23 protein-coding genes are annotated in these 26,397 nt (G+C 45.9%); 10 read left to right on the top strand and 13 right to left on the bottom strand.

Translation table 11 applies throughout. The features are described 5' to 3' along the window. On the bottom strand, positions 1–564 hold the full coding sequence (gene def, locus ACE1CD_RS04115; protein WP_374821794.1) for a peptide deformylase: 564 nt from the start codon (positions 562–564) through the stop codon (positions 1–3). A 478-nt stretch (positions 565–1,042) separates the two neighbouring features. Continuing rightward, positions 1,043–4,288, bottom strand: coding sequence for a Calx-beta domain-containing protein (locus ACE1CD_RS04110; protein ID WP_374821791.1), 3,246 nt, complete (start codon positions 4,286–4,288; stop codon positions 1,043–1,045). 1,200 nt (positions 4,289–5,488) lie between these two features. On the opposite strand from ACE1CD_RS04110, the gene ACE1CD_RS04105 reads away from it, so the two are divergent. Next, complete coding sequence (locus ACE1CD_RS04105) at positions 5,489–6,319, top strand: DUF3598 family protein (protein WP_374821789.1); 831 nt, start codon at positions 5,489–5,491, stop codon at positions 6,317–6,319. On the opposite strand, the gene aat is transcribed toward ACE1CD_RS04105, so the two are convergent. Next, the gene (gene aat, locus ACE1CD_RS04100; RefSeq protein ID WP_374790878.1) at positions 6,316–6,894 is read right to left on the bottom strand and encodes a leucyl/phenylalanyl-tRNA--protein transferase; all 579 of its coding nucleotides are present in this window, start codon (positions 6,892–6,894) and stop codon (positions 6,316–6,318) included. The genes ACE1CD_RS04105 and aat overlap by 4 nt on opposite strands. A 159-nt stretch (positions 6,895–7,053) precedes the next feature. Between aat and ACE1CD_RS04095 the strand changes: the two genes are divergently transcribed. Both ACE1CD_RS04095 and ACE1CD_RS04090 read left to right on the top strand, forming a co-directional pair. Then, positions 7,054–7,416 carry a hypothetical protein gene (locus tag ACE1CD_RS04095; RefSeq protein WP_374790877.1) on the top strand — a complete coding sequence of 121 codons (363 nt, stop codon included), beginning with the start codon at positions 7,054–7,056 and terminating at the stop codon, positions 7,414–7,416. Positions 7,417–7,541: 125 nt separating this feature from the next. Continuing rightward, positions 7,542–7,871: a hypothetical protein gene (locus ACE1CD_RS04090; RefSeq protein WP_374790875.1), complete on the top strand. Its 330-nt coding sequence runs from the start codon at positions 7,542–7,544 to the stop codon at positions 7,869–7,871. A gap of 118 nt (positions 7,872–7,989) precedes the next feature. Here ACE1CD_RS04090 and rpsN read toward each other — a convergent pair whose 3' ends face one another. From rpsN to ACE1CD_RS04065, 5 genes are all read right to left on the bottom strand, one after another. Then, a complete protein-coding gene (gene rpsN / locus ACE1CD_RS04085) occupies positions 7,990–8,292 on the bottom strand; it encodes a 30S ribosomal protein S14 (protein WP_190465050.1) in 303 nt (100 codons plus the stop codon). A gap of 96 nt (positions 8,293–8,388) precedes the next feature. Further along, the gene (gene nth, locus ACE1CD_RS04080; protein WP_374790872.1) at positions 8,389–9,057 is read right to left on the bottom strand and encodes an endonuclease III; all 669 of its coding nucleotides are present in this window, start codon (positions 9,055–9,057) and stop codon (positions 8,389–8,391) included. Further along, on the bottom strand, positions 9,054–10,391 hold the full coding sequence (rseP, locus tag ACE1CD_RS04075) for an RIP metalloprotease RseP (protein ID WP_374790870.1): 1,338 nt from the start codon (positions 10,389–10,391) through the stop codon (positions 9,054–9,056). Before rseP ends, nth begins: the two co-directional genes overlap by 4 nt. 39 nt (positions 10,392–10,430) lie before the next feature. Then, positions 10,431–11,729 (bottom strand): serine--tRNA ligase, encoded by a 1,299-nt coding sequence (serS, locus tag ACE1CD_RS04070; RefSeq protein ID WP_374790869.1) that lies wholly within the window; start codon positions 11,727–11,729, stop codon positions 10,431–10,433. 197 nt (positions 11,730–11,926) lie between these two features. After that, positions 11,927–12,502 carry a DUF3611 family protein gene (locus ACE1CD_RS04065; RefSeq protein ID WP_374790867.1) on the bottom strand — a complete coding sequence of 192 codons (576 nt, stop codon included), beginning with the start codon at positions 12,500–12,502 and terminating at the stop codon, positions 11,927–11,929. Between the two features lie 893 nt (positions 12,503–13,395). On the opposite strand from ACE1CD_RS04065, the gene ACE1CD_RS04060 reads away from it, so the two are divergent. Further along, the gene (locus tag ACE1CD_RS04060) at positions 13,396–13,791 is read left to right on the top strand and encodes a PadR family transcriptional regulator (RefSeq protein ID WP_374821849.1); all 396 of its coding nucleotides are present in this window, start codon (positions 13,396–13,398) and stop codon (positions 13,789–13,791) included. A gap of 131 nt (positions 13,792–13,922) precedes the next feature. Next, positions 13,923–14,465, top strand: a complete 543-nt coding sequence (locus ACE1CD_RS04055) for a cofactor assembly of complex C subunit B (protein ID WP_374821786.1) — start codon at positions 13,923–13,925, stop codon at positions 14,463–14,465. Positions 14,466–14,638: 173 nt separating this feature from the next. Here the strand turns inward: ACE1CD_RS04055 and ACE1CD_RS04050 are convergent, their stop codons facing one another. Then, positions 14,639–14,956, bottom strand: coding sequence for a DUF3155 domain-containing protein (locus tag ACE1CD_RS04050; RefSeq protein WP_374790864.1), 318 nt, complete (start codon positions 14,954–14,956; stop codon positions 14,639–14,641). Positions 14,957–15,318: 362 nt separating this feature from the next. On the opposite strand from ACE1CD_RS04050, the gene ACE1CD_RS04045 reads away from it, so the two are divergent. Continuing rightward, entirely contained in the window at positions 15,319–16,683 is a 1,365-nt protein-coding gene (locus ACE1CD_RS04045) for a sensor histidine kinase (protein WP_374821784.1), read from the top strand. Between the two features lie 44 nt (positions 16,684–16,727). On the opposite strand, the gene ACE1CD_RS04040 is transcribed toward ACE1CD_RS04045, so the two are convergent. From ACE1CD_RS04040 to ACE1CD_RS04025, 4 genes are all read right to left on the bottom strand, one after another. After that, a complete protein-coding gene (locus tag ACE1CD_RS04040) occupies positions 16,728–17,414 on the bottom strand; it encodes a hypothetical protein (protein ID WP_374790860.1) in 687 nt (228 codons plus the stop codon). A 144-nt stretch (positions 17,415–17,558) separates the two neighbouring features. Beyond that, entirely contained in the window at positions 17,559–18,098 is a 540-nt protein-coding gene (locus ACE1CD_RS04035; RefSeq protein WP_374790858.1) for a cyclic nucleotide-binding domain-containing protein, read from the bottom strand. A gap of 292 nt (positions 18,099–18,390) precedes the next feature. Beyond that, complete coding sequence (locus ACE1CD_RS04030) at positions 18,391–19,137, bottom strand: hypothetical protein (RefSeq protein WP_374790856.1); 747 nt, start codon at positions 19,135–19,137, stop codon at positions 18,391–18,393. Positions 19,138–19,588: 451 nt separating this feature from the next. After that, positions 19,589–21,949 (bottom strand): NACHT domain-containing protein, encoded by a 2,361-nt coding sequence (locus ACE1CD_RS04025; RefSeq protein ID WP_374821782.1) that lies wholly within the window; start codon positions 21,947–21,949, stop codon positions 19,589–19,591. A 155-nt stretch (positions 21,950–22,104) separates the two neighbouring features. Between ACE1CD_RS04025 and ACE1CD_RS04020 the strand changes: the two genes are divergently transcribed. The 4 genes from ACE1CD_RS04020 (at position 22,105) to sbcC (ending at position 26,386) form a co-directional block, all read left to right on the top strand. Beyond that, positions 22,105–22,503 carry a response regulator gene (locus tag ACE1CD_RS04020; RefSeq protein ID WP_374790852.1) on the top strand — a complete coding sequence of 133 codons (399 nt, stop codon included), beginning with the start codon at positions 22,105–22,107 and terminating at the stop codon, positions 22,501–22,503. 134 nt (positions 22,504–22,637) lie between these two features. After that, complete coding sequence (locus ACE1CD_RS04015) at positions 22,638–22,904, top strand: hypothetical protein (RefSeq protein ID WP_374790850.1); 267 nt, start codon at positions 22,638–22,640, stop codon at positions 22,902–22,904. Then, positions 22,897–23,241 (top strand): type II toxin-antitoxin system PemK/MazF family toxin, encoded by a 345-nt coding sequence (locus ACE1CD_RS04010; protein WP_374821780.1) that lies wholly within the window; start codon positions 22,897–22,899, stop codon positions 23,239–23,241. The genes ACE1CD_RS04015 and ACE1CD_RS04010 overlap by 8 nt, the downstream gene beginning before the upstream one ends. Positions 23,242–23,356: 115 nt before the next feature. After that, positions 23,357–26,386, top strand: coding sequence for an exonuclease subunit SbcC (gene sbcC / locus ACE1CD_RS04005; protein WP_374821777.1), 3,030 nt, complete (start codon positions 23,357–23,359; stop codon positions 26,384–26,386). Positions 26,387–26,397: the final 11 nt, after the last annotated feature.

Below are 26,397 nucleotides of genomic sequence, written 5' to 3'. Positions count from 1 at the left end.
TTATGCAACTGGTTTGACAGCGTGGGTCGAGAATCCGTGCTTGTTTAACTCTTGGGTAAGGGCCAAACTATTTTCTACCCGGTCTACAAAGAGCACTCCGTTGAGGTGATCCATTTCGTGCTGAATAGCACGACTGAGCAAGCCTGTTGCTTTCAGGGTTCGAGGGCGACCGTACTCGTCTTTGTAAGCAACTTCAATGGCTTCTGGACGTTTGACGTCGAGGTAAACCTTTGGAATGCTCAAACACCCTTCCTGCGCTACACACAAGTCGCGGGTCAAAGCTTTAATCGTGGGATTGATTAAAATCAGAGGCTGATTGGCCGGGTTATCTGGTTCGCAGTCTACTACAATCAGTTGTTTTTGTACAGCCACCTGCGGTGCAGCCAGACCGATACCATCGGCGCTGTACATAGTTTGCAGCATTTCTCGCACGAGTTCCCGGATTTCCGAGTCTACTTTGGTGATGCGCTTTGCTGGTTGGCGCAAAGCGCGATCGCCCAATACCCGAATATCCAGAGGCGGGTTTTCCAACTTTTTCTTTTCGACTAAAACCTCAGAGGTCATGGAAGCTTAACTTGTGAGTAAGACTCAATAATTTGAACAGATCCAACTAAAATCAAAGATTATTGTTGGGGATTTTTTTATAGGGATAAACCCATCGTTTTTCCAGAGATACTGGTTGGGAGCTTGTGTCACGATCTATTTGTAAGCGATCGCTCCGTAAAAAGAGAAATAGTTTTTCTACTCAATACGGTTTGCTTAACTCAGTCTATGTCTTTAGCCTAAGTGCTTTTACACTACTGCGTTAACCAATTGTCCATATTGTAACATGATTTATTATATTGAGCCGCTTTTATACTCGTAAGGGCAGTACTGACCCAAACCACAGATTTTGGGTCGGTACTGCCCGTTTAGATTTTGAACAAAATTGCTGATTTTAGATTTGAGATTACAACCTGGCTTGTTGTTTTCCAGGTTGGAATCTTAAGTTTCAAATCTGAAATTTCTTCACCTCCCTCAATTTTACCTTGCCAGCTTGGTTTTAGAAAGGTTGTGTAGCAAATGGATCGAAGTCTACATTAGCCACTGTAGCCCCAGAACCGTTGATAGCATTTCGTCCTGTGCCGCCGATGGTCGGGCCTGTTGCAGAATCCCACCAGTTATTTTTTGCATTTAAAGCACCAGTTCCACCGTGGTACAGTCCGGCATTGGTATTACCGATGAGATTGTTGAAATTGATGTTGATTGTGCCCGTAATATTTGTGCCGTTTGCGATCGCTATGCCATTGAACGAGTTGGTGATCGTGTTGCTGGTGACATTCACCGTTCCCAGCTTTGCAGTGGTGAGACCGGAATCCCGCAATCTGATACCACCCCTATCCGTACCGCTTGTGGTGTTTGTATTGGTGATATCGTTGTTTGAGATCGTCGCGCTACCACCTGCCAGCTGGATGCCCTGTTGCCCGGTGTTGCTGATGGTATTGTTATTAATTACACTCGCAGCGTTGGTAATTGCATCGGCGGCGATTCCCGGCCCGGGTACGCTGGCAATGGTGTTATCCGTAATCCTCAACGTGTCAACCCGGAATGCCTGAATAGCACTGGTACTACTGCCTGCATTGAATGTAACGTCGCGAATTAAGTTGTCTTGCACAGTTAAAGAGGAACCGGATGCACCCTGATAATCAAAGCGCATTACACCACCCGTTGCTGGCCCGGTTCCAGTAAACTCATTTTGACGAATGAGGATGTTGTTACTGGCATCGTTATCCAGGATGGCATTTTCTCCTTGTAGCTCAAATCTGAGACCTTCAATTGTAACGTTGTTGACGCCAGAGGCAATGTCAATAACTCGCTGACCTGCGGGTGCCCTAACAATAGCAGGGGAACCTGCTAAACCAGTGGAGGGGCTGAGACCTGCATTAGGCCCGCGAATTGTTAATGGCTTGTTGATAACAATGGTGCCTGGTTCGTTATAAGTACCGGGTAGCACGAAAATAATCTCATTATTACCAGCTGCGTTGACTGCTTCAGTGATGGTGGCATGACTGCCAATCGCGTTGCCGCCCGACTGTGCAAATCGGAGAACCTTATTGGGAGCGGGTACGGGTACATTTAATTGGTTATTATCCAGAATATTGACTGTAGCCATGTCCTGGGAACCCACAAAATAACTGGTATCTTCAGATATGGTCACTGTCACTGTCTCAGTCGGTTCATTAATTCCGTCCCCTTGGGCTGTGATGCTAACCGGATCGGAGACAGTTTTACCGGCGGCGATAGTGATACTGTTACCACTAAAAGTCGAGGAATAGTCAGTGTTGGGTGTAGCTGTACCTGTGATAACGTAGTTGATTTTTACTGACTGGTTGATATCGCCTCCAGTACGTGCAAACTGAAACGTACTGGTCTTCCCACTAGCCTCGACAGTGGTCGGGTTGGGCGCAGTAACGAAGACGGTCGGTTTTGCTGCTGTTGGCGGATCGCTAATGATTACGGTGGCACTATTCGCAGGCCCGACCGTGTAATCGGTACCGCCCCCTAAAAACAAGGTTATCGTTTCATTCCCTTCGATCGCGCTATCGGAGATCGGGTTGATATCGATGATTGCGCGATCGGAACCTGCTGGAATGGTAATGCTGGTGCTCAGCGTTGGCGTGGACTTATAGTCGGTATTGTTAGTAGCAGTACTCAAAGGCGAGACACTGTAATTGACTGTAAGCGGTTGGGTCAGGTCTCCTGTGCGGGCGATCGTAAATTGGCCTGGATCGGGGGGAGTGGCATCAGATGCAAGCGGGTCGCTGGCAAAAATATTGACAGTGGTTTGAGTTAAGGCATCGTCGTCCAAAATTGTGACTGTAGCCGTATTTTTGGGCGAGGCTGCCACATCGTAACCCGTACCGGTAGTCAAAGTTGCTATTACCGTTTCATCGGATTCGACAAGTGTATCGTCTATGGCTACAACTGGAATTGTGGCGCTGTTAGCACCAGATGGAATAATCACGCTACCGCTAAGGGTTTGGTAGTCCGTACCGTTGATAGCTATACCGGAAATGACGTAATTTACCGTGAGGTCTTCATCGGTATCGCAAGGGACGGAAACAGTAAATAAACCTGGTGCTGTAGTTGGTGTGGACTCGATCGTCGTGGGGTTCGTGGCCGCAATACTGACCCTTTCTGGGCCTCTTGGGATGAAAGCAGCACCGTCGATCGAATTGCTATTGACATTCTGCAAGACCGCCAAAAACTCACCTGTGGTCTTGTCCTGAATAATCGTGTTGGCGACATCGCCTCCCGTACCTTGAAAGATATTTAAATCGCCGTAACTGACACCGCCAGTTAGCGAAATTAAATCTATACAAAGTTGAAAGTCGGTAATAAAGTCGGCATCAGTTCTGGTCAGCCCACCTGTACCGCGACCGATAACGAAGACATCAGTGTTAGTTTCACCGCTACTATCGCCTGTCAGGGTATCCGCACCCTGGTCGCCGAATAAGGTGTCTCGTCCGCGATCGCCAAAGAGGGAGTCATTGCCGATGCCTCCCCGTATGGTGTCGTTGCCTTGTCCGCCAAAGGCAGTATCGTTGCCCTCGTTGCCGTTGATGGCATCGTTACCTTCATTGCCATATAAAAGGTCTATCCCGTCGCCGCCAAATACGGAGTCGTTACCCTGGTCGCCATAAACGGTGTCATTGCCTTCGTCACCGTATAATTTGTCATTATCCATGCCGCCCCGAACGGTATCGTTATCCATACCACCTCGGACGGTATCGTTGCCTTCGTTACCGTTGAGAATGTCTTCCCCTTCGTTGCCGTTAATTAGGTCATCATTTTCGTTGCCCTGAATTGAGTCGTTGCCCAAATCGCCGTACAGGGTGTCGTTGCCCAGGTTGCCGAATAAGCGATCGTTGTCTGCGCCACCCCGAAGATAGTCCTGACCTTCTTCGCCAAACAAGGTATCGTCACCTTGGTTACCGTTAACAATGTCATTACCGTCATTGCCGTTGAGAAGGTCCATACCCTCGTTGCCAAAGATTGTATCGTTGCCAAGGCCACCAACACCTGTGTCATTGCCAAGGTTGCCATAGATGATGTCGTTGTCTTGGTCGCCCTGCAAGTAGTCCTCGTTGTCGTCGCCTCGCAAGCTATCTTGGCCTTCGTTGCCGTAAATGGTATCGTTGCCTGCTTGACCCAGAACTGTGTCGTTACCTGCTAGGGCAAGAATAAAGTCTGGTTCTCGTGTGCCAGCAAGAAATTCACTATCTATTGTTCCGGTGATATTTGCCATTTTTTTAACTCCTCACTACCTAGTCCATATAATCTAACGATTTAGCTCTAGACAAAATGATTATTTGCATATTTTTATGCTGTTTAGGTGTGTTGGTAGTCAATTTTAGGGTGAAGGGGTGTAATGTTACTCCTTTATTCAAAAGATAGTTTCTAAACTTATGGCTTTTTGGGCTGTTTTTAGACCTTTGACGGTATTCAAAAGTTATATTTAGCCAAATTTGGGCCCAAATTGGCCAGATAGATCTGTCAAAATCCGGTTGTGTGCTTAGATTTTAATGTTTTGGCTCTTGCGGATGTATGGGAAAAAATGTTCGTGATGTTAGATTTGAGTGCGATCGGTGGGTGACGGCACGGAAACTGAATTATCGGTTGAATGTAGGGGCTGGGTGACCCCCCCGCCCCTAGAGCGCCAGTCCAGTAAAAGAGGTTGACAAAAGCAACATAATATTTTTTAGCTTTAGACCCTGGCAGGGCGAAGCATTTGGACAGAAAATCTTGGGTTTTGTGCAATAAATTGTCGCCCAAATGCTTCGCCCCTACACAACACATATTTCGTCCTTTTTGTCAATTTATTCTACTGGACTGACGCTCTAGTAATCACCCGTGCCGTCCCCCACCCTACGATTAGATAAGTTTCTATTATCACCACAAAAACGGGAGAGCCAATGTTTTCAGCCTATACGCCGACGCGATCGCTTCTTGATGGTAAATAAAGCTACATAACTAAAGTCCCCTAGCTATTGCAAACTACTTTGCCATCTTTCGTCAGTAACTTTTATTACACTTGTTCCGATAATTTTGCTTCATTTTACGATCTCCGGAATTCCATCCTACTCTTCAGATAATTAATTTTGGATTCCGGATCGATTCTCACCCTAACTTGCAGTTATGCGATCGCATCGATCTTTTGTAGATGCTTAGTAAAATTTTATACTTTTGTTCTGACTGCAAGGTCAGCATATTATCCAGGTATAGATGCAGCCGGAACAACTTAGACTTTGCAATTGCTTTATTGTAGAAGAGTATTAGTAGCTTACGCACCACTGTTCCCAACTTGTCAGCAAGGGAAGGCCGTTAGTGAATGAGACTATTTTTGACACTAAACGTTCCTAAGTGTGGGAAAGAATCTTCCCCACGAGCTATACGTTGTTTGTAGCAAGTTGTAGCTTAGGTAAGGGAAGTGCAATGTGAGGTGCTTATGAAATCGCAGTGGGAATGTTTACTGCAAAACTTGGGCGAGTGGCAGGGTTCTTTTACCCGTTTCTCGCCGCAGGGAGAATTTTTGGAAGATACTCCTACTGTAGTTTCCCTGGAAGGACTGAATGACGATCGGACTATTCGTCAGACTATTCGGCGTTTCTTGCCCTCTCAAGAAGTTAAGGAACAAGTTCTGGAATACAGTTCTCTGGGACGAAGCACTCTCTTTTTCGACAACGGTGCTTTTTCTCAAGGCTCGATGCAGCTAGCTCCGTTTTCGGAGTTTGGGGCAGAATTAGGGCTAATTTATGATTGTAGCAGACGTTTGCGACTCGTACAGATATTTGATAAGCAAGGTCAGCTGGATAAATTGACTTTAATCCGAGAAAAACTTGCCGGTACGGATGACTGGCAAAAGGGGCATTCGACAACATTAACTGAATTACTGGGGGAATGGCAGGGAGAAGCGGTAACGATTTACCCAGACTGGCGTTCGCCGGATACATATACCACTAAGCTGCAACTTTATCTAGATGATGATGGTAAGTTAGTTCAAGAGCTAAACTTTGGTAATCAGGTAATTTCATCTACTGCCAGTATTAATGGTTCTATTCTTCTGTTTGACAGCAGTTCTCAACCCGTGCAAGTTTTGCTGTTACCCGATGGTGCTTCTTCTACTTGCCCCCAACAAGTTAGAGTCGGTCAACCTTTTTTTCTGGAAGTAGGTTGGTTGCTTGAGTCCGATCGCCGTCAGCGATTGATTCGCAGTTACAGTAATAAGGGTGAATGGGTTAGCCTTACTTTGGTCAGAGAATTTAAAGTGGCAAACTAATATAGAGAGCAGCGACGACTTAAAGCTTGTTCCAGCAGGATTTGATACTCTTTATCTGCGATCGTATAAGCTCCAAATCGCTCCAAATGGGGGTTGGTCATTTGGGCATCAAATAAGACGAAGTGCCGGGATATCAATCGTTCTACCAATTTTACCATTGCTACTTTCGATCCTTCTGGAATCCGGTAAAACATAGATTCCCCAATAAACGCTCCCCCAATTACAATACCTAAGATTCCACCGGCTAGTTCATCTCTGTACCAGGTTTCAAAACTGTAAGCCCAACCAGCTCGATACAATTGCGAGTATATCTCTTGCAGTTCTGAGGAAATCCAAGTAGTCTCTCTGTTGGCGCACCCAGCAAGCACTCCTGGAAAATCGCGATTAATAGCGACAAAGAAGCGTTCTTGGTTGAGGACGCGCTGCAAGGATTTTGGATAGCGAAAGCGATCGTCCAAGGGAATCAAAGCCCGCTTGCGACTATAATACCATCCCAGGTTCTTACCTTCTTCATCAGCCATTAAAAAATAACCTTGGGCATACCCTTCGATAATGCGATCGATCTCAATCTGCATAAATGAATCCATTGTATGTAGTAGGATTTTTGGATAAGATAAGTAAAGTAATCTATTCAAGCCTATCAGAGAGCTAATTTACAGTCATATGACCAATTCAGTATCGTTTCCAATGCTTGAGAGTACCTTAATTAAACTACTTAATAAAATAGAGAAAGATTGGGGTACGTTCAAGTTAAAAAGAAAGAAAATGTTTATGTTTTACATCTTCTTGGTAGCGATGAGGATATGGTCACAGTTTATCATAACGAAGCGAGTCATTCTTATGAGTTATTTTGGTACACAAATCCTCGTCCATCAGTATTTGTAGAAACAAAAGTGAATAAAGGAGTCGAGCGAAAGAACCAAAAAAATCAAAATCAGAGACTTGACAAAGTTTGTTATCAAAAGCACTCAAATCCTCTGATAAGTTCCATAAATAAAATGTTTGCAGAACTCGTAAAAACTAAAATTATAGAAGATACATCTAAACCAAACACTGAGGATGAAAAGTTACCTTTAGTCACGCTAGTAGAAGAATGACAGTAAAAATGATTTTTTAGCTAAGGCTGTTGCTAAAACTAACTAATAATCCTGAATATTTGGGATTCCGACTAAAGCGGAAAAGATATAAGCTAATAGCTGATAGCCAATAGCCGATCGCGAAGATGTCCGAACCAATTCCACCAATTACTTTGCCACCCAGCCAAAATCCGCAGCAGGAGGGAGAATGGCTGCAAAAGTCTTTACATAAATGGCTCAATGAAGAGTTTATCCCAGAAGCAGTCAATCAGGAAATTGCAAGGCGGGCAGCCCAGATATATGTCCGACAAAGATTAGAAGGAGAAAACGATCTGGGCTCCCTGGTGATTGCTATCCTAACGGAAATGCAGGCGTTTGACTTCTCTAAAAGTTTTTATAGCGAGTTTGCGATCGCCAATGCTGTAAGCGACTTGCTTTTAGACAGTCTGGGTATCGATCGCTGCTGCGGCCAATAGAATTTTAGATTTTAGATTTTAGATTTTAGATTGGCGCTAGCAGCATAATCAGAGAGTCGATCGAACCGACGAGCCACCAATCGATCTAAAATCCAGTCATCCAAAATCCAAAATCTAGCTACCAGCTCGACTTCACCACACCGGGTAGCAAACCTGTGTGTGCCCATTCCCGCATCACGTTGCGAGATAGACCAAAATCGCGATAAGTACCTCTGGGGCGACCTGTTACCCAGCAACGGTTGCGCTGACGAGTGGGGGCACTGTTGCGCGGCAGTTGTTGTATTTGGCGGTGGATTTCCAACTTTTGCTGCTGGGTAGCTGCTTGTGCAAACGCATCTTCTAAAGCTTCGCGTTTGGCCGCGTACTTCTCGGCCAGTTTTTTGCGCTTCTTCTCGCGCTCGATCATGCTCTTTTTAGCCATTAATGCTTATCGTTCCTGTAAGTAATGAAGACAGCATTTTCTATATTAACTTTTAGCGGCTGGTAAGGTTCGAGAAGATTTTAGCTTATTTAGCTCTTAAGAATGCCGTTGGGCCTCAGAAGCAGAGGGACAGAGGTCGGCAAGGGCACAAGAAGAGCAGTTCGGATTCCTGGCCATACAAATAGCCCGACCGTGGTAAATTAACCGGATTGACCAATTTTCCCAATCAGGCTGAGGTAAGAGTCGGATTAAATCTCGTTCTACACGGATAGGATCTGTTTCTGCTGTCAAACCCAATCGGTAGCTGAGGCGCTTGACGTGAGTGTCAACAGTGACGCCTTGATAGATACCATAAGCGTGAGCCAAAACTACATTAGCCGTTTTACGGGCAACTCCCGGTAATTCCAGCAATTCTTCCATTCGTTTTGGCACCTTGCCGCCAAATTTTTCGACGATCGCTCTACAGGCACCTTGAATATTTTTAGCCTTATTGCGGTAAAATCCGGTGGAACGCACCAAACTTTCCAGGTCTTGGATATCCGCACTGGCTATACTGGGCGCATCCGGAAAGCGGGCAAACAAAGCGGGTGTCACCTTATTTACCCGCTCATCCGTACATTGAGCCGATAGAATCGTCGCCACCAGCAATTGTACGGGCGTCTCGTAATTGAGCGTACAAGTCGCATCTGGATAGAGACGCTTGAGACGAATCAAAATTTCTAAAGCACGTTGCTGTTTAGCAGCCCATTTGCGAGTAATGCTCACCGAAACAACTTTTGCACCCCTTCCAAGTTAGCCGTATCGCGGACAATCAGAAAAATTCCCAAGCCCAACAGTAGCATCAAACCTGTTTGCATTACGCCGTCCTGAATTTTACTGGGCAATGGTTTACCTCGAACAGCTTCGATAAACAAAAAAGCCAATTGACCGCCATCTAAAGCAGGTAAGGGCAATATGTTGATAATGGCAAGGTTGATGCTAATCAGTGCAGCAAATCGAAACAGTTGGGTGATGTCAGATTGAGCAATATTTGCACCAATTGCGACAATCTTCACCGGGCCAGCTAGTTGGGAAGCCGTTTCTTGAAAGTTGCTAATCAACTGTCCAAAGCCTTGAACGGTCAAAGTAGCGATGTGCTGAAACTCTTCGGCAGCAAGACTAAAAACCTCAAAAATGTTTTGGGGGCGACCATAAACGATCGGGTTATCCTTTGGCCCATTAGGGGCAAGGGCAATCCCGATGCGAGCTTCGCCATCTGTTCCCTGGATGGGAGTAGCGGTCAGGGATAATTTGCTGGAGCCACGCAGAATAGTAAATTGAATTGGCTGACCTGCACTACTTCTAATCAGTTGCTTAAGAACAGCTTCTTCTTTGAGGGAACGACCGAACTGTTTGCCGTTAGCGGCCAAGATAACGTCACCTGGCTCGATTCCCGCTACTGCTGCCACACTGGGAGCCAGCTGGATACCCATATGCCCTTTCCCATCTGCTCCTAACTTGGGAGTCAGAGAAAAGTCAACTTGTTCGTTGTTACGATTAACTTTCAGTTGAATTGGTTCGCCTGAAGTAGTGGCGATAAGTTCCGCCTGGGAGTTGTTCTCGTTAATTGAGAATCCAAATCTTTTACCGTTGACCCAAATTACGTCACCAGGTTTAATGCCTGCCGATTCGGCTTCACCAGTCACTTGAGTAACTTCTGCCACAAGCTGGGGAACCAAAACTCCCGGCCCAGATGCTTCCGGCATCCCGATTACCCCAAATTGCGCTACTAGGACTAAGTAGGCGAAGATCAGGTTGGCGATTACGCCTGCGCTAATCACGATCGCCCGATCTAGGACGGGGCGATTGCTGAGCAGATTCGGGTCATCGGGGGGATACTTGCTGTCGGGATCGTCGTCGGGAAAGCCGACAAATCCACCCAAGGGAAAAGCACGAATGGCGTACTCGGTTTCTGGGCCTTGGTACTTCCACAGGATGGGGCCAAATCCGAGCGAGAAGCGATTGGCGTGGATTCCCTGAAGACGAGCGGCCATAAAATGACCTAGCTCATGTACCAAAATTAGAACCGCCAAGACTGCGATCGTCGCCAAAACTGACATAGAAAAAATTAGTGCGAATTAGCTATACATTTCTTTATTCTACGTTGCCCCTCCAGTAAGCACCTCTAGCCGCAGATACGATCGCAGCACTTCCGGAACTTTGACTGTCCCGTTTGGTTGTTGATAGTTCTCCAGAACTGCCGCCATCGTGCGACCTACTGCCAGTCCGGAACCATTGAGAGTATGCACGAACTGGGTTCCTTTCTTGCCGGCTTCTTTGAAACGGATGCTACCGCGCCGCGCCTGAAAGTCTCCAAAATTCGAGCAGCTGGATATTTCGCGATATTTGCCTGCCGAAGGCAACCACACTTCCAAATCGTAGGTTTTCCGGGAGGAAAAACCCAAATCGGCGGTACAAAGTTCGATTACCCGATAAGGCAGTTGTAGGGCTTGTAAAATCGCTTCGGCATTGCGAACGAGGGATTCATGTTCTGCCTCGGAAGTTTCGGGATGAACAAATTTAACGAGTTCGACTTTGTTAAATTGGTGCAGTCGAATTAACCCCCGTGTGTCTTTACCGTATGCACCTGCTTCTCGCCGAAAGCAGGGGGTGTAGGCGCAATGGTAGATGGGGAGTTGGGACGCATCTAGGATTTCGTCGCGGTAGAGATTGGTGACGGGTACTTCAGCGGTAGGAAGCAGCCACAAATCGTCCGCTTGGCACTTAAAGCTTTCTTCGGCAAATTTAGGCAACTGACCGGTGGCGGTAAGAGATTGGCTGTTGATTAAAAGTGGGGGAATTACTTCCACGTAGCCTGCTTGAGTCTGTTTGTCAAGCATAAAGCTAATCAAAGCTCGTTCCAGAGCTGCACCTGCGCCGATCAAGTTGACAAAACGGCTTTGAGCGATTTTGACGGCGCGATCGATGTTGAGGATACCCAATTTTTCGCCGATTTCCCAGTGGGGCAGGATATTGGGGTTTTGGGGGATGTACTCGTCACCCCAGCGGCGCACTTCTACGTTGTCTGCTTCGCTTTTGCCCACAGGTGTTGATTCGCTGGGCAAGTTGGGCAGCGCTAGGAGCAAAGTTTCTATCTGGGCTTTGAGGTCTTTTTCTTGGGGAGATCGATCGCTTAAAGTAACTTTGATTTGGTTACCTTCGTCTCGCAAGGCTTGAATTTCTGGGCCATTGGGATCGCAACCTTCTTTAATTTTTTTAGGGATCGATTTGGCGATTTCGTTGCTGCGGGCTTCCAGCTGCGATCGCTCTTTCTCCATTTCTCGCACTTGCCGATCTAACTGCAAAATCGGCTGAATGTCGTATTCACCGACGCCGCGACTGTTGAGGCGCTCTTGAACTAATTGTGGATTTTCCCGTATCTGTTTGAGGTCTAGCACGGATATTCCTTAAACTGTTTCTTGCCAATACATCAGGATACAACGCTGTGGCGAATTGTATTCTAAGTATATATTCGACTGAGAATCTAGCCGAAAATATTGTTTGTAAAGATTCAAAAGGGAAATAATCAATTGCGCGTTTACTTTTGACTTCTAGGTTTGCTGATACCTTTGATGTCGGTTTTTTCCCATACGTTCTAAGTGCGATTAATGCGATTTAGCAGCCAGAGCGTGGCTACGATTCCGACAAAGTGACCGGCAATAGTATTGATATTTGCTTGTACCGCAAACATATCCAGAGAGCTGATCAAACGAGTGGTATCGGTTAGTATTCCTGTTTGCGGTTGAGATATCGATCGTGCTGCCAAGGTGCCGACAATGGCATATGCTCCTAAAAGGGTTGATAGCATTCCTGCTAAATTCACCATTAATCCCATTCTGAGGAGTTGAATTGTATCGGATTTGCGGGGGCGCGTATCGGCGTAGGGAGATTCTAGTTGTCTGGCGATGCGGGTGTAACGGAATGTCCAGTAAATGCTCCCCCCCAGGATAGCCAATCCGCAAAGGGCGAAAAAGACGCCAAAACCAGTGCCGGGATTACCTGCACTACCAGCAGGACTCCGACTGAAGACACCAAAGAGCAGCAAAACTACGCTGGAAACAACGGCCAGTACTAACTGTGACCAGAAACTAATCCAGCCGGTGAGGCGAAAATAAAGGGCTATTTGCCTGAGTGCTGAGGGAACTGATTGTGACTCCGATCTATCTGGCATAGGTATTCCCGCTGGCGTTATTAGCACAGGCTTCTAACCGTTCCTCTTAAGAGCTTACCCAGTCAATTCTTAAATGACTGAGATTTTGGCCCGCCACTTGGATATGCAGTTAGCGCAGATCTTCTGCGAGCGTACTGGGAGGTCAGGTAAGCGATTGTGCCAATGCCATTATGCTTCAAAACAGGGCTCTGTGTATGTTGTTTGGCTCGGTGGACACATCTACTAGGCTTGGTAGCAATCCTTTAAAAAAAATAAAATTTTAAAAAAATTCGCCTTTTCGCACAAATAAATCGATCGCATACAACAAAGTTTTACCCCCAGGTATTCTACGATGAAAGCAGCAATTCTAGAACCCCTACCTGACTGAGGGAAATTTGAGTCATTGCATATGTTGTCCAAAGCGCAATTTAAAGCTTAAGGCTCAATAACCCAATCAGTCTGGTAGGGCTCCTTAAAATTAACTTTCTAGAATCGATCGTAATAATCAGCAGTTCCGGATCGGACATAATGGAACTGGATCGCCATTCACCCTCGTAGCGATGTTGCCTGTCCCTATGCTGTAAGGACTGTCTGAAAATATTCTTGGTTCAAGATCCTCTTACCTAAAAAATCCCGCTGAATGTTCCTGCTATTGTGTCCAGCACATGGCATCCACAAGTTCATTGAGCGGGTAAGGCGACTTATCTGTGAAAAAACCTTGACATGAGAGGGTTGCCCCAACGATTCAAAAAGGCATTAGTTATAGAACGTCAGTGCTGAAAAGGTGTAAAAGCTGCAATGGGATCTGGCAAAAGATTATTGCTGTTCTGGAGGGGGAATAAAGATCGACACTTACGTTCAAAAACATATGCCTCTTAAACAAATTTGGAAAAACCGCTCAACGAATTATGGAAATGAAGTTTGAAGATATTTACCAATTCTTTGACAATCCTCCTCCCATCTACCTGAGTAAGGAGTTAGCCGTTTGCTACGTCCTCTCTGTTTTAGTGCGGGGTGAGTCCTATGGAACGGAACTAATCCAGCTTATAGAGAGTGAATATCCCGCTTATCGGCTTTCCGATACAGTCCTGTACAGCGCTCTCAAATTCTTGGAGGAAGAACAAGCAATTTCTGGTTACTGGAAAAAAGTAGAAGGGCGGGGACGTCCCAGGCGGATGTATCGTATCCGTGCTGATTGGCGGGATCTTTCTCAGGATTTGGCTCGTCTTTGGCATGAGTATGCGACTAAAACCAACCACTTTCATCCAGAAGAATCCGGCCAGCGCGAACCGGTTCGAGAAGGTGGCTAGAAATAGTGAAGTTATGTAAAGTAGAGGGAGTAAAAATACTCCAAAACTTTTTGAGGTATCGCGGTGGGGCGTTTTTGGATTGAGTGCCAACATCAAATCTAAAATCGCCAACCCCTTCCTGAATCAAATCCATGATCGCGACAATTCTTTCTTCGACTGTGCTGCTGACGCTGTTGCTATCGATCGGCTTGTTCTTCTTTATCAGAGCTTCTGTTAAAGATAGAACGGAAGTTGTCAGGCTGATTTCCGGACAACCACAAGAATCGCTTTTCCCTGAAGTGGAGCAGTATTTTGCCCAGCGCTCGTATCGGGTGGCCGGGTTGGATGCGGCTCAAAATCAGGTGACCTTCGCGGGATTTGTGCGCCCCAGCTGGTTTTTAGCAATTTTCTTGAGTTTTTTAGCGGCAGTAGGAATTTTATGTCTGACGCTGGTTTTATCGATATTGTTTCCCCAAGTCGGGATGGGATTTCTGGGACTGGAAATCTTGTCGCCGATGGCAGGGATTTTTTACTGGCAAAAAGCTGGACGGCCAGAGCAGGTGTCCCTTCAGTTTGAAGATGTTGGTAAAGAAGGTACTCAGGAGATGCAAAGTGCGATCGTCGTTAAGGCTCATCGAGACGAGATCTCAGCATTGCAACAGGCACTGCGCTTGCAACAAGAGCGATCGCAATAGGACAGGCGAAATACGCATTCACCATCATGTTATAATAAACCCCGCTCAAAACTTGCTCGGCTTGAGTGGGGTTTACTACCTTTAAATCAACTTTTTTGTCGCAGCAGAGGTCGCGTTTGAACCGCTAAAATGGCATACTTAATCATTTTTTAGCCAATTCTATCCCTTAAGTATCAGCCGCTCTGAACAGCGACTGGAACTTTTTCGCCAGAGTGTTCCAACTCTCTTAGGCTGGGAAACAGGAAATGGTTTTCTTCCACATACTGAGCCCCAAACAAGCCCTTTTCTGCCCAAAAGTACCGATCTGTAGTATGCTCGTTCCGCTTAACCAACAGCAGAGCAGGTGGGACAATTCCTTCAGCTTGAATAAATTTTCGAGCCGCCGTTACTGGTTTATCCTGCCCACTTTCGATGCTATATTGAGGCACGTGCTCAAGAATCCTGCGCCCTTCTTGGCGACGGCGACTTTTGCGCTTACGTCTCCTAGCCAAGCTAGTTACCTCCTGTTTTACTTGTATTCTGTAATGATATTTACCAAAGCCGTCGCAAGTATATCGGGTTGAGATCTAAAAATCAACTTTTGTTAAACGATTGATACAAATATGGCAGGTACACTGGAGGTCAAGTACTGCGTGAGATCGCGCTAAGCTGAAAACAGACTTCCATCGGAGTAGCTGGAATAAAAAGTGTAGATGTTAATCGATCGCGCATAAATACTCAGAGAGCATCCGCTCGGAACAATCTCAAAAGCAAGTTACTCCAGTAACTCTTGGAGGCGATCTCAAGAAGAGAAAGCGATTTGGCCAAGAGCGCCATTTGATTCGGTTGATTATTCAAGCTTGACCTCATGTTGATGCCAGCCAGTTCGGAATTTGTTGCTCTGTGTCAAGCTCAAGTCGCACTGCTTACCCAGGCGCTGGGAGCTACTTTGAGCGTGGTGTATTTGACAGAAGAATTTGTGGAGGGACAAGAGGCAAAACTGATCCCTGTTGTGGCCTTCCCAGAACAAACCGTGCTTTGGCAGGAGAAGGACTCGCTGGCGCTTTTACCAGATGCGATCGAGCGGTTAAACAATGTCCCTCGTTTACTCTCAGCGGCACCGCAAGACTCTTTAACGCCGCAGAAGTCTGACGTAGGTGGGGGAGATAGGGAGGGGCGGCGGGGAAGAAACGGTCATACTTTAGTGCAACAGCGCCAAATCGTTTTGCCTTTGATCCACGAAGGAGTGGTGATGGGCTTGTTGGTGACGAATCGCAAGGATCGACCCTGGAATGAGCAGGAAAAAATGGAGATCGAACGGATCGCTCATACAATGGCGATCGCCTGTATTCTAGACCAACGCTCTCAATGGCTGAGTCAGCAATTTAGTCAACAACAGCGCCTCCAGACTCAGCAAAACGACCTTTTGCATAATTTGCTGCACCAGCTTCGTAACCCTCTGACGGCTTTGCGGACATTTGGGAAGTTGCTGCTGAAGCGACTGCAATTGGAAGATGCAAATCGAGATATCGCTTCTAACATTTTGCGAGAAAGCGATCGCATCCAAGAGTTACTGCAACAGTTCGACGGTGTTGTGGATATGACCGTTAACCACCGCGTTTCCCTGCCGGCTTTCCCAGAGTTGGTGTCGGTTGATAGTAAAACCGCTGTTGAGAGTGTTACTGAACCGCCGTCAGAAAATAAACCGTTACTCCTATTACCTGAAACAGGATTGATGGGCGTGGAATCTCTGGCACCTTGCTCTGTGACACAAGTTTTGGAACCGCTGATAACATCGGCTATGGCGATCGCGCAAGAACGAAATTTAAAGCTGAAAGCGGATATTCCGAGCAATTTACCGCTTGTACGAGCCAACGCCAAGGCTTTACGCGAAGTTTTTAGCAATTTAATCGATAATGCTTTAAAATATACGCCGTCTGAGGGAATAATCTACATTCAGGCAGGGTTAGAGCGACAATTTCCTCACGGTCGGTGGCAGGGGGTAGGGGTGAGCGACACTGGCCCTGGCATTCCGCCCCAAGATTTAGAGCGGCTATTTGAGCGGCATTACCGAGGAGTTCAAGCAAATACGAGTATTCCCGGTACTGGCTTGGGTTTGGCGATCGCACGAGATTTGGTACGGCAAATGCAGGGTGAAATAGAGGTTTTCAGCCCATCCATACACTCTGCTGATGGCGTCGTGGGTGCAACTTTTATTGTGTGGCTACCAGAAAGCTAACTGGTAAAAAAATCAAATTTCCATTTTCCAGTCAAGAGTGCTGATTAACTTTGCGATGCAGACCGTCTAAGAATTAGGTCTGAGTTTAAAGTTAATGTCAGATCTGTTTCGGGTTCTATTGAAAGGAGTCTAACCCTTTGCTGGTTGCGGAACCGTCCTATGAGTTCTGGAGTTGAACCAAACCCGGAACTCAGCAAGATTTGTTGGGAAGCGATCGCTGGGTTACCGGTAACAGCTGCGATCGCAGCAGCTGCTGCTGTACCCAAAGCTGTATTTGCGATCGTTCTACTGACTCTGGGATGATCGGTAAACTCTTGTGTTTTGCTAATAATCCGGGAGCTTGCATTTATAGAAATTGTTTTGCCATCCTTTAAAATTAGCTGTTTGGCAACAAATTGAGCGCTTTCTATTTCTTGCATTGTTACCAATTCGCCCACAACCTGTGTACCGGCTGGTATCGAAAACGTTGCTCGATCGGAAACTATATTTTGAGCTACAACAAGGGTTAAGGGAATTGGCCCCGGCTCCTCTGGCGCGACAATAATTTTCTGTGCAGCCTGATATTTTACTGGGATAGCAGTCCCAGCGGGAATTCTGCCAGTTATTTCCACAGGCAAAGTTGTTTGGGCAATAGCAGACGCTGGTATCGCGATGGGCGCTGTGCCAGTGGCATTTAGCAAAAGGGCGATCGATACAGCGGTTGCTGAATACCAGCGATTGAACTTATACATAAAGTTATTTCTCCAGTATCTGCATGGCTTTTATTTCCAGTGATTGACACTCTCCCGTTAATCCTACGGATGTAACGGGAGTCCTCTGGCTCCATCTTAGATAGACATCGATAAGTGTATTAATGAATCAGTTATCAAATAAAGTCAAGTGTCTCTCAGCCGTCTTAGTAGCCAATCAAATCTAGTTCTGGCGATCGCAATGTTATCAAGGATGTTTGGGTTGAGTTCTTCGATGTGAATTTCTCCGTCTGGTGGTGTAATTTTACCATAACCTAACTGGCTAATTGTGCCGCGCATTCTAATAGATAGCAGAAGTGCAAGTGCGCGATAAAAACGGGAAGCAAATCCGGTATCTTGCTGTAATCTTGTCGCTAATTGCCGTCTGGGAATCGACAATACGAGTGTCTTTTCAAGAGTTTTCACAGTTGCAGAAGGGGGACGGGAATCTATGAAAGACATTTCTCCTACCATCTCACCGCTTGATAATCTGGCAATTTCTTTACCCTCCAGATAAGCCACAGAAACGGTCAAGGTTCCTTCTAAGAGAAGGTAGAGAGTGTCGATGGGTTTTCCTTCTTGGATCAGTACGGTCTCAGCAGGAATTTCTTCTCGCTTACCTGTCTGTAGCATCCAATCAATATCGTCATCGCTCAGTTCGCCCAGAATAAAAAGGACTTTTTCCATACTTGATTTCCTGACTCGGTGTTGTGCTACAAAAATAGCTTGGCGTGTCTCTGAAGCACCCTGCTGGCTGTGACGCTTTGGTATACAAAATAACTTATAGACTGTATTATCGAGCATTTCTGGTTTTAGATTTAACAATATACAATAATTTTTTTAATTGACAAAGTTGCTCTCTCAAAAGAGAGAGCAAGAGGATGAAAAACGAAAGTTATGTTACGCGCAGCTAAGAAATATTAAAAAAGCGATCGCAACCTAAACACTTTGCGATCGCTTTGGACTAGAGAATGGTTATCTAAATGCCTCGATCGTCTCGTGAGCTAGGTCTTGAGTAGCGTCCTGAGTCGTAATCTGAGTTGGAACGGGAATTGTAACCATACGAACTCAGCACTAAGTCGGAGCGGAGTTTGAGATCCAAATCGCTGTCGGGGTCGATGATGACAACTTTAGCTTTATCTCGATTGCGCCCCAGGAGCAGTCCTCCTGCTGCACCCACTCCAGTACCGGCTAAAACTTCCAGAGGTCTGATGCGTCTGTCGCCCGTTACACCTGAGATCAGCGCTGCTGCTGCCGAACCTACTGCTGCACCTGTCAAGATGGAAGTTGTGTTTGTACCGCCTCTGCTTACTTCTTGTGTTCTGGTAATTACATTAGAAGTAGCATCGATCGAACGGCGGGAACCTCTATCTATAATCAGGTTTCTCGCCACAAACCGGGAACCTCTCCCGTAGGGTTCTATTTGACCCTCTACCTGGCTTCCAGATGGAATCAATACACTGCCATCACGCCCTAATACGTCGTCGGCTACTGTTAGGGTTATTCGCGCTGTTTCGTCAGGTGCTAAAACGATTTTGTCTGCTTCTTCATATCTAACTGGAATATTGGTTCCAGAGGGAAGTCTGTAATCATATCGTTGCGATTGAGCTACGCGAGATTGTGCTAACGCGGGGGATGCAACGATGATGGGAGCAGCTGTAGTAGCTGTCATTCCTAATGCGATTAGTGCGGCAGTTGTTTTCTGCAAGCGATGCAAATTAAACATTTATGGTCTTCTCCTCTTTGTCTTTGTTATATCGAATGACGCTCTCTCGCAAAGTTTGTTTCTGATAGTGCTAATTGAGATTTTTTGGTTGTGTGGCCTCAATCAAGAGACTCTATTTTTTGCAAGCCATCGTTTGCGCCAAAATACTTATGAGATGCTGGAGCTAAGGTTATCTATTTAGCAATTATGTTGGCTCCATTGCTTTCTCTTCTGACATTGTAACTAAATGGCAAAGCGCTATTCCTCAACCTCAAGCCATACGACTATTTGCCGATGATTTTTTGTTGTGAGGACAACAAAATTTTATTCACACTCTAGAGACGTATAATTATTAATCTAGTTCCTTACTATAGTTGTTGCTTTTGCGATCGCCTTCCTTCTACTGGGTGATGGGCTTGCGGCTGACTACGCAAACATGGGAGTTAATATTGGCACACTTGGACTACTTAGATTACCGAATAGTCTGACCGTCAGCTATGGGTAATAACAAGGTATCCTCGATTTCCTGTCGCACCTCGCGACTGACATAACAATCGCTATTCAGGCATTCTACGAGCAATTTATTGGCATTATAATAATCCTGAAGCAATTTTTTTTGCTGTTTGCTAAAGTGCCAATCATGACAGATATTGCGATGTTTAACTATTACCGCTTTTAATTGCTCTATCCAAGCTTGACTGTTAACTTCCCACCATTGTTTGAATATCCATAGATCGGCGTCAGGATTTGGTAGTATATTTTTGAGTTCTTGCAAAGCTTCTCCTAATTTTGGTTCTAGGCAAAGAGCGCGATCGCACGCCAGGAAAAATGCACCTTTGAAAGGGTATGGATAATGAGCTAAATCTAGGTTAAGGCTGCGCTCGCAAGTAAGGGCAAGCAAATCGTCAAGACCGACATCTAAAGCGCGGATATTGCCCAATATAACCAAAATGAAAAGCCTCGGATCGAGGGCGCGTATAAGTTCGGGATCGCGGTAATCGATGGGGTTAGTCTGAGGGTGTCGATCGTAGGCAAGATTAAAGTAAAAAGCTCGTACAGCAGCAGGTTTATAGGGAACTGGTACTGAAAGCGATTTCTCTCTTACCCATATCAAAAATTCTTGCAATTTTTCATCAGCAGCTACAAGTCGATCGACCTGCTTTTTCATTAACTGTAATAAGTAATCAGCAGGCTGCAACATTCCCGCTGCCAACAAAAATACTTCTCGCCAGTATTTATCTGTAATATGGCAGACCAAATTTTGCAAAGATTTTTCTAATGCCTGCGGATCGGAAGAGGTAGCAATTTTTCTGGCAGTAAAATACTCGTGAAATGTCAGATGAGAGAAAGAATAAATCCCCCTAGCTCTTTCTACCAATATTCCATGTTGTGCTTCCAAGGATTTTAATACCGCTTCGCTATCAAGATACAAAGTTTCGGCGTCACCTTGGGTATCCGGTAAATTGCGAATAAAGTCGGCAATATACGCTTCGGCAATTTGTTGCTTAAAAAAGTAATCCTTCCGCTCAAAAGTATTTAAAGCAATCTGACTCAGCAAATCTTTTTTGCGCTGGACAGATAGTTTTTGATAAACGCGATCGCGTACAATACCGCGTTTGGCATCCCACTTTCTTAACAGAGTCGCGATTCCTCGCTTGTAAAGTTCTGCACGGTCGGAGGGAAAATCACTTGCATCTTCAAATTCTAAACACAGCAGGGTCAACAGTAAAGGATTTGTGGCTAGTTCTCTAATTGAGGGATGCGATTGCAGCTGTTCCATAAATCGATCGGCTGTAATTTTCTCACTTTCTTTCTCAAAGGTTGCAGATGTTGAAGAGAGATTTTCTTTGACCTGGAACCATTTGGTTGCAAATGCCTTTATTTGTTGTTGATTAAAATCGGCAACTTCTACTTCAGTAAATTTTTCAAACGTATATTCCCGCGCCGCAATGCGGCAAGTGATGACAAAATGATTGTTGTAATACAGATCGGAAAATTCTTGAGTCTGCTTAATAACTCGCTGGGCATCTTCGTCTCTGACTTCATCCAAACCGTCGAGCAAAATTAATGTTTTACCCTGCTTGAGCAACTCAAATATTTGAGTTGCTGTCACGCCACAATGAGAAAGTATATCAGCGATAAATTCCGGATAATTTAATTGATTTTTTGCTTCCGCGAATTCTCTTAAAGTGATAAAAATTGGCACTAAATTTTTGAAAAAATTGCTAAAGCAGCACTGAATGGCCAGATATTTCAAAAATGTCGTTTTACCAGATCCTGGCTTACCCAAAACCATCAACTTGGGATAACTCTCGACTGCTTTTAGTCCCGGCACTCTTTCTTTGGTAATTCTACTCAGTCCAAAGCGATCGAAATTTTCTGATTCGGGATCGAAGACTTGCAGCAGCTGAGCAATAGTTAACCGCCTGCGTCCGGCGATCTGCTCTAAAATGTTGACGTTGGTGTAGATGTCCGTTAGACTTATAGGCTGAGTCATGTCTAAGACACGCATTGTGCCGCACTTCTGTTGAATGCTGGGGCGGACTTTATCTCGAATTTCTTGCACTAGGGTGTCTATATTGGTGCTATAATTTCGATTCCGATCGTTAGGTTCGGGTGCAGCTATTTCTTCCCAGTTCAAATCAAGCTGAAAGCAAATTTCTGTGAAGATGTGACGCTCTATTGGTTTACCTTTGAAAAATTTCCAAATTGGCTGGCGAGATTTGCAATTAACTTGTTCTGCAAGCTGTTGTTGCGTCCATCCCATACGGCTGAATGCTTTTTTTGCTTCTTTTATACCTTGTTCGGATGCCGAGAGCGATTGCCTTGCCATAGCTCAAACATAAAGATTTGTTAAATTTCAGTAACTTTGTTTGCTCAGTCAGCAAAGACTGACATTGTACAAACAATTCGCAAACATGACGCTAGCATCGGCTTGTAATGCTGGTCTTGTCAGGATTTGAAATCAATTGTATCGGGATCTCTGTTATGACAACGGCTCTGATTGTTGAAGATGAAGCAATAAACGTTAAAGTTTTCTCTAAGATTTTGACTAAGCGCGGTGGCTTAGCCGTACTTCATACGGAAAATGTGGAAGAAGTGATGCAAATTGCCCAGTCTGGGGAAGCGGATATCATTCTGATGGATGTTTCTCTGAGTAATAGTTACTACCAGGGCAAGCCGATGAACGGACTCCAGATTACTCAAATGCTGAAGGCAAATCCCAAAACGGCTGGCTTACCGGTGATTTTAGTTACAGCCCACGCCAATGAGGGCGATCGCGAAAATTTACTGGAAGTAAGTCATGCGGATGGCTATATTCCCAAACCGGTGGTGGATCATCAAGAGTTTGTGAATCGGGTTTTGGAAATGATACCGAAAAGTTAATAGATGCGATCGCAGCGCTCGATCTCGTTTTTGTGTTTCCCAATAGTTCGATACTTAACCCGCTCTGGCGGGTTTTATTTATTTTAGGATGATATAAGTTAGTGCGATCGCATCACCAACACTGAGGAAAATTTATGACAAAAGCAGAAATCTTGGCAGCGCTTAAGCACCAAACTAACGCAGAACGCCTAACCATTGCTAAAGTTGCCTTACGTATGGCACGGGAAGAATGGAAATCCCTAACTCCTGAAGAGAAAGAGCAACAACTCGCGATGGCAGCTCAACTGGCAATACTGGATTATTTACAAGATGAGGAGTTAACTGCTTTCTCTGCTCTCGACAGTGAGGAATTTTCCGAATCTACACATAAAGATTTTGCGGAAATAGATTCCCATGCGTAGAGGAGAGATTTGGTTGGTTAACCTAGACCCTACTATGGGAGCCGAAATCAGTAAAACTCGCCCCGCTGTTATCGTCAGCAAAGATACAGTTGGAGTTTTGCGGCTCAAGGTAATTGTCCCCATCACAGAATGGAAAGAAGATTTTACTGAGAGAGTTTGGATGGTGCGACTCGAACCATCTGCCGAAAACTGTTTAAGTAAAATCTCAGCAGCCGATACTTTTCAGGTACGTTCCGTCTCGCAACAAAGACTCATCCAGCAAGTTGGAACGCTTTCTGACACAGCCATGCAAGCAATTACCGATGCGCTAGCTCTTGTCCTAAGTATTTCTTCATAGCCCGATCGCTCAAGTTTCCCTAAGCTAAAATCCTCATTTTTTCTGTTGACCGACTGTACAACAGTGCATTTGTACTGGTATTTGTTTAATATGTGTGTGGCGCAATATCATTTAAATGATACCCCTCCAACTTACCCTCAAGAATTTCCTCAGCTATCGCAAGGCAACCCTCGATTTTAGCGGGCTGCATACTGCCTGTATTTGCGGTTCTAATGGTGCCGGTAAATCATCTTTGTTAGAAGCTATCACTTGGGCGCTTTGGGGCGAAAGCCGCGTGAATACTGAAGATGATGTCATCCACGCGGGGGCTGATGAAGTCCAGGTTGATTTTACATTTAAAAATCAAGACGCAACTTACCGGGTGATTCGCATTCGCCGTCGCGGTGGTGGGGGTGTTTTAGAATTTCAAGTGCAGACGCCAACAGGCTTTCGGGCGTTGACTGAGCGAGGGATGCGATCGACTCAGCAATTGATTGTGGATTATCTGAAGCTGGATTACGAAACTTTTATTAATTCAGCTTACCTGCGTCAGGGGCGAGCAGATGAATTCATGCTCAAAAAACCGAGCGAACGCAAAGAAATTCTGGCTGAGTTGCTCAAACTCAATCAGTACGAAGTGATGGCGGAACAAGCCAAAGATTTGTCCAAGCAGTTCAAGGGACAGGCGGAGCAGTTAGAACGCGATCTAGAATCTCATCAAATCCAGTTGCAACAGCGAGAAGCGATCGCACAAGCACAAGCTACTCTGGAAAGCGAGCTGAGGTTGCTCCAACAAGCACAACTAGAAGATACAGAACGGCTGCAACAACTGCAAGCAATGCAGCACCAACGGCGAACTTGGGAACAGCAGCTCACCTGGCATCGCCAACAATATCAAAATTTAACTCAAGATTGCGATCGCCTCCAACAAGATTTAGCCGCAATCCAGCAGCAGCAACGACAATTGGAAGCTCTCTTGCAACAGGAAGGTGAAATAACGGCTGGATATAGCCATTTTCAAAACTTGCAAGCCCAAGAAGAAAGCCTGAATCATAAATTTGAGGCTCATCAAGCCGCACAAGAGCAACGACGACAGCTGGAAAGACAGCAGCAGTTAGCGATCGACGCACTCAATAAGCAGCTGCAACAAGCACAAGCTCAATTGGAAGCGTTAGGTCAACAGGAGCGGGAAATTCAGCAAATTCTCAATCAATCTGCGGAAGTAGAAGCAGGTTTGGCACAATTGCAGCAGGCTCGCATCCATTTGACGCACATGGATAAGTTGCAACTGCAAGTGAGTCCGTTGCTGCAACGCCAGCACCACTTGCAAAATCAACTGGAACGCGCTCAAGCTAGATTAAGTGCGCGATTGGACGAACTGCGGTCTTCTGTTTCCCAACTGCAATCTCAACACCAACGTCAGCCGCAGTTGCAGCAGGCGGTGATGGATGTTGGCTTTCAAATTGAGAATTTGGAGAAAAAACGAGTTCGTCAGCAGCGAGTGCAGGAGAAAGGGTTAGAACGCCGCAGCTTTGTGGAGCGGCTTCAGGAAAATCAGCGGGAATATGAGAAACAGTTGGGAGAATTAACCCAAAAACTCCAGATGCTGCAAACGCCGGATGCGATTTGTCCGTTGTGCGATCGCCCTCTCGACCAACATCACTGGAATCGCGTTGTGCAGAAAACCCAAATCGAGCAAAAGGATATAGAGCAGCAATTCTGGATAGTGCGAGAGCAATTGGCTGCGTGCGAGTCGGAATTGCAGGTTTTACGGGCGGAATATAAGAAATTATCTCAGGAATTGGCTCCCTACGATTCTTTGCGGGAGCAGAGGGGACAGTTGCAGGCGCAATTGGCTGCTACCGATGATGCCCAAAATCGGTTGCAACAGTTGAAGGTGGAGGCGGTACAGATTGAGCGATCGATCCAAACTGGAGACTACGCCGCCGATGTACAGCAGGAACTTTGGCAGCTGGAACAAAATCTGCAACAACTTAATTACGATGAGAAAAACCACGCTTTAGCGAGGAATGAGGTGGAACGCTGGCGTTGGGCGGAAATTCGGCAGGCACAAATCAAGGACGCACAGCGGCGACAAGCTCAGGTTTCAGCGCGACAGCCGGAGCTTTTGGTGCAAATTATGGGAATTCAGCGCCAAATTGAGCAAGCACAAACTGATTCGGAATTTTCCCGCCGACTTGCTGCGTTAGATCTGGAAGTTAGGGAAATTGACTACAACTTGGATCGCCACAACACGATCCGCAAGTCGCTGCGCCAAGCGCAATCTTGGCAACTGCGCTATCAGGAATTGTGTCAGGCGCAGCAGCAATATCCTCAACTTTGTCAGCGCTTCCAGGAGTTGGTGCAAGTTTTGGAGGTGCGGGAAGGCGATCGCGAAACTCAATATGCACAAATCGAGTCTTTTGTCAAGCAAATTCAAACGATTCCCGATGCTACCGAGGAAATTCAAACTCTGGAGAGGCAGATATTCAGTAGACGCACCCAGTTAGATGAATACCTGGCTAGACTGGGAGGGCTGCAACAGCGATCGATTCAGTTGGAAGCGCTTCAGGCTCAGTATGACAAACAGGTGCAAAAACTGGCGGAAACTCGCAAAAAATATCGCGTTTACGAGGAATTGAGTAAAGCTTTCGGCAAACACGGCATCCAGACTTATATGATTGAGAATATCTTGCCTCAGCTGGAAGCCGAAACGAATTCCATCTTGGCGCGGCTAAGCGGCAATCAGTTGCACGTTCAGTTTGTCACCCAAAAAGCTGGGCGCAGCGGTCGGTCTTCCGCTAAAAAAGCCGCTAAAATTATTGACACGCTGGACATTTTGATCGCTGACGCTCGCGGGACTCGTCCTTACGAAACTTATTCGGGTGGAGAAGCTTTTCGGATTAATTTTGCGATTCGGCTAGCTTTGGCGAGATTGCTGGCGCAAAGAGCGGGTACGGCGCTGCAAATGCTGATTGTGGATGAGGGATTTGGGACGCAGGATCGGGAAGGGTGCGATCGCCTGATTGCAGCAATAAATGCGATCGCCTCCGATTTCGCCTGCATCCTCACCGTCACCCATATGCCATCCTTCAAAGAGGCGTTCCAAGCGCGGATCGAAGTTGCCAAAACTCAAGATGGATCGCAATTGAGTTTATCGATCTAATTTCTGGCAAC

This window comes from Aerosakkonema sp. BLCC-F183, assembly GCF_041929145.1.
Classification (GTDB): domain Bacteria; phylum Cyanobacteriota; class Cyanobacteriia; order Cyanobacteriales; family Aerosakkonemataceae; genus Aerosakkonema.
This window is presented reverse-complemented; position numbering and strand designations above follow the sequence as displayed.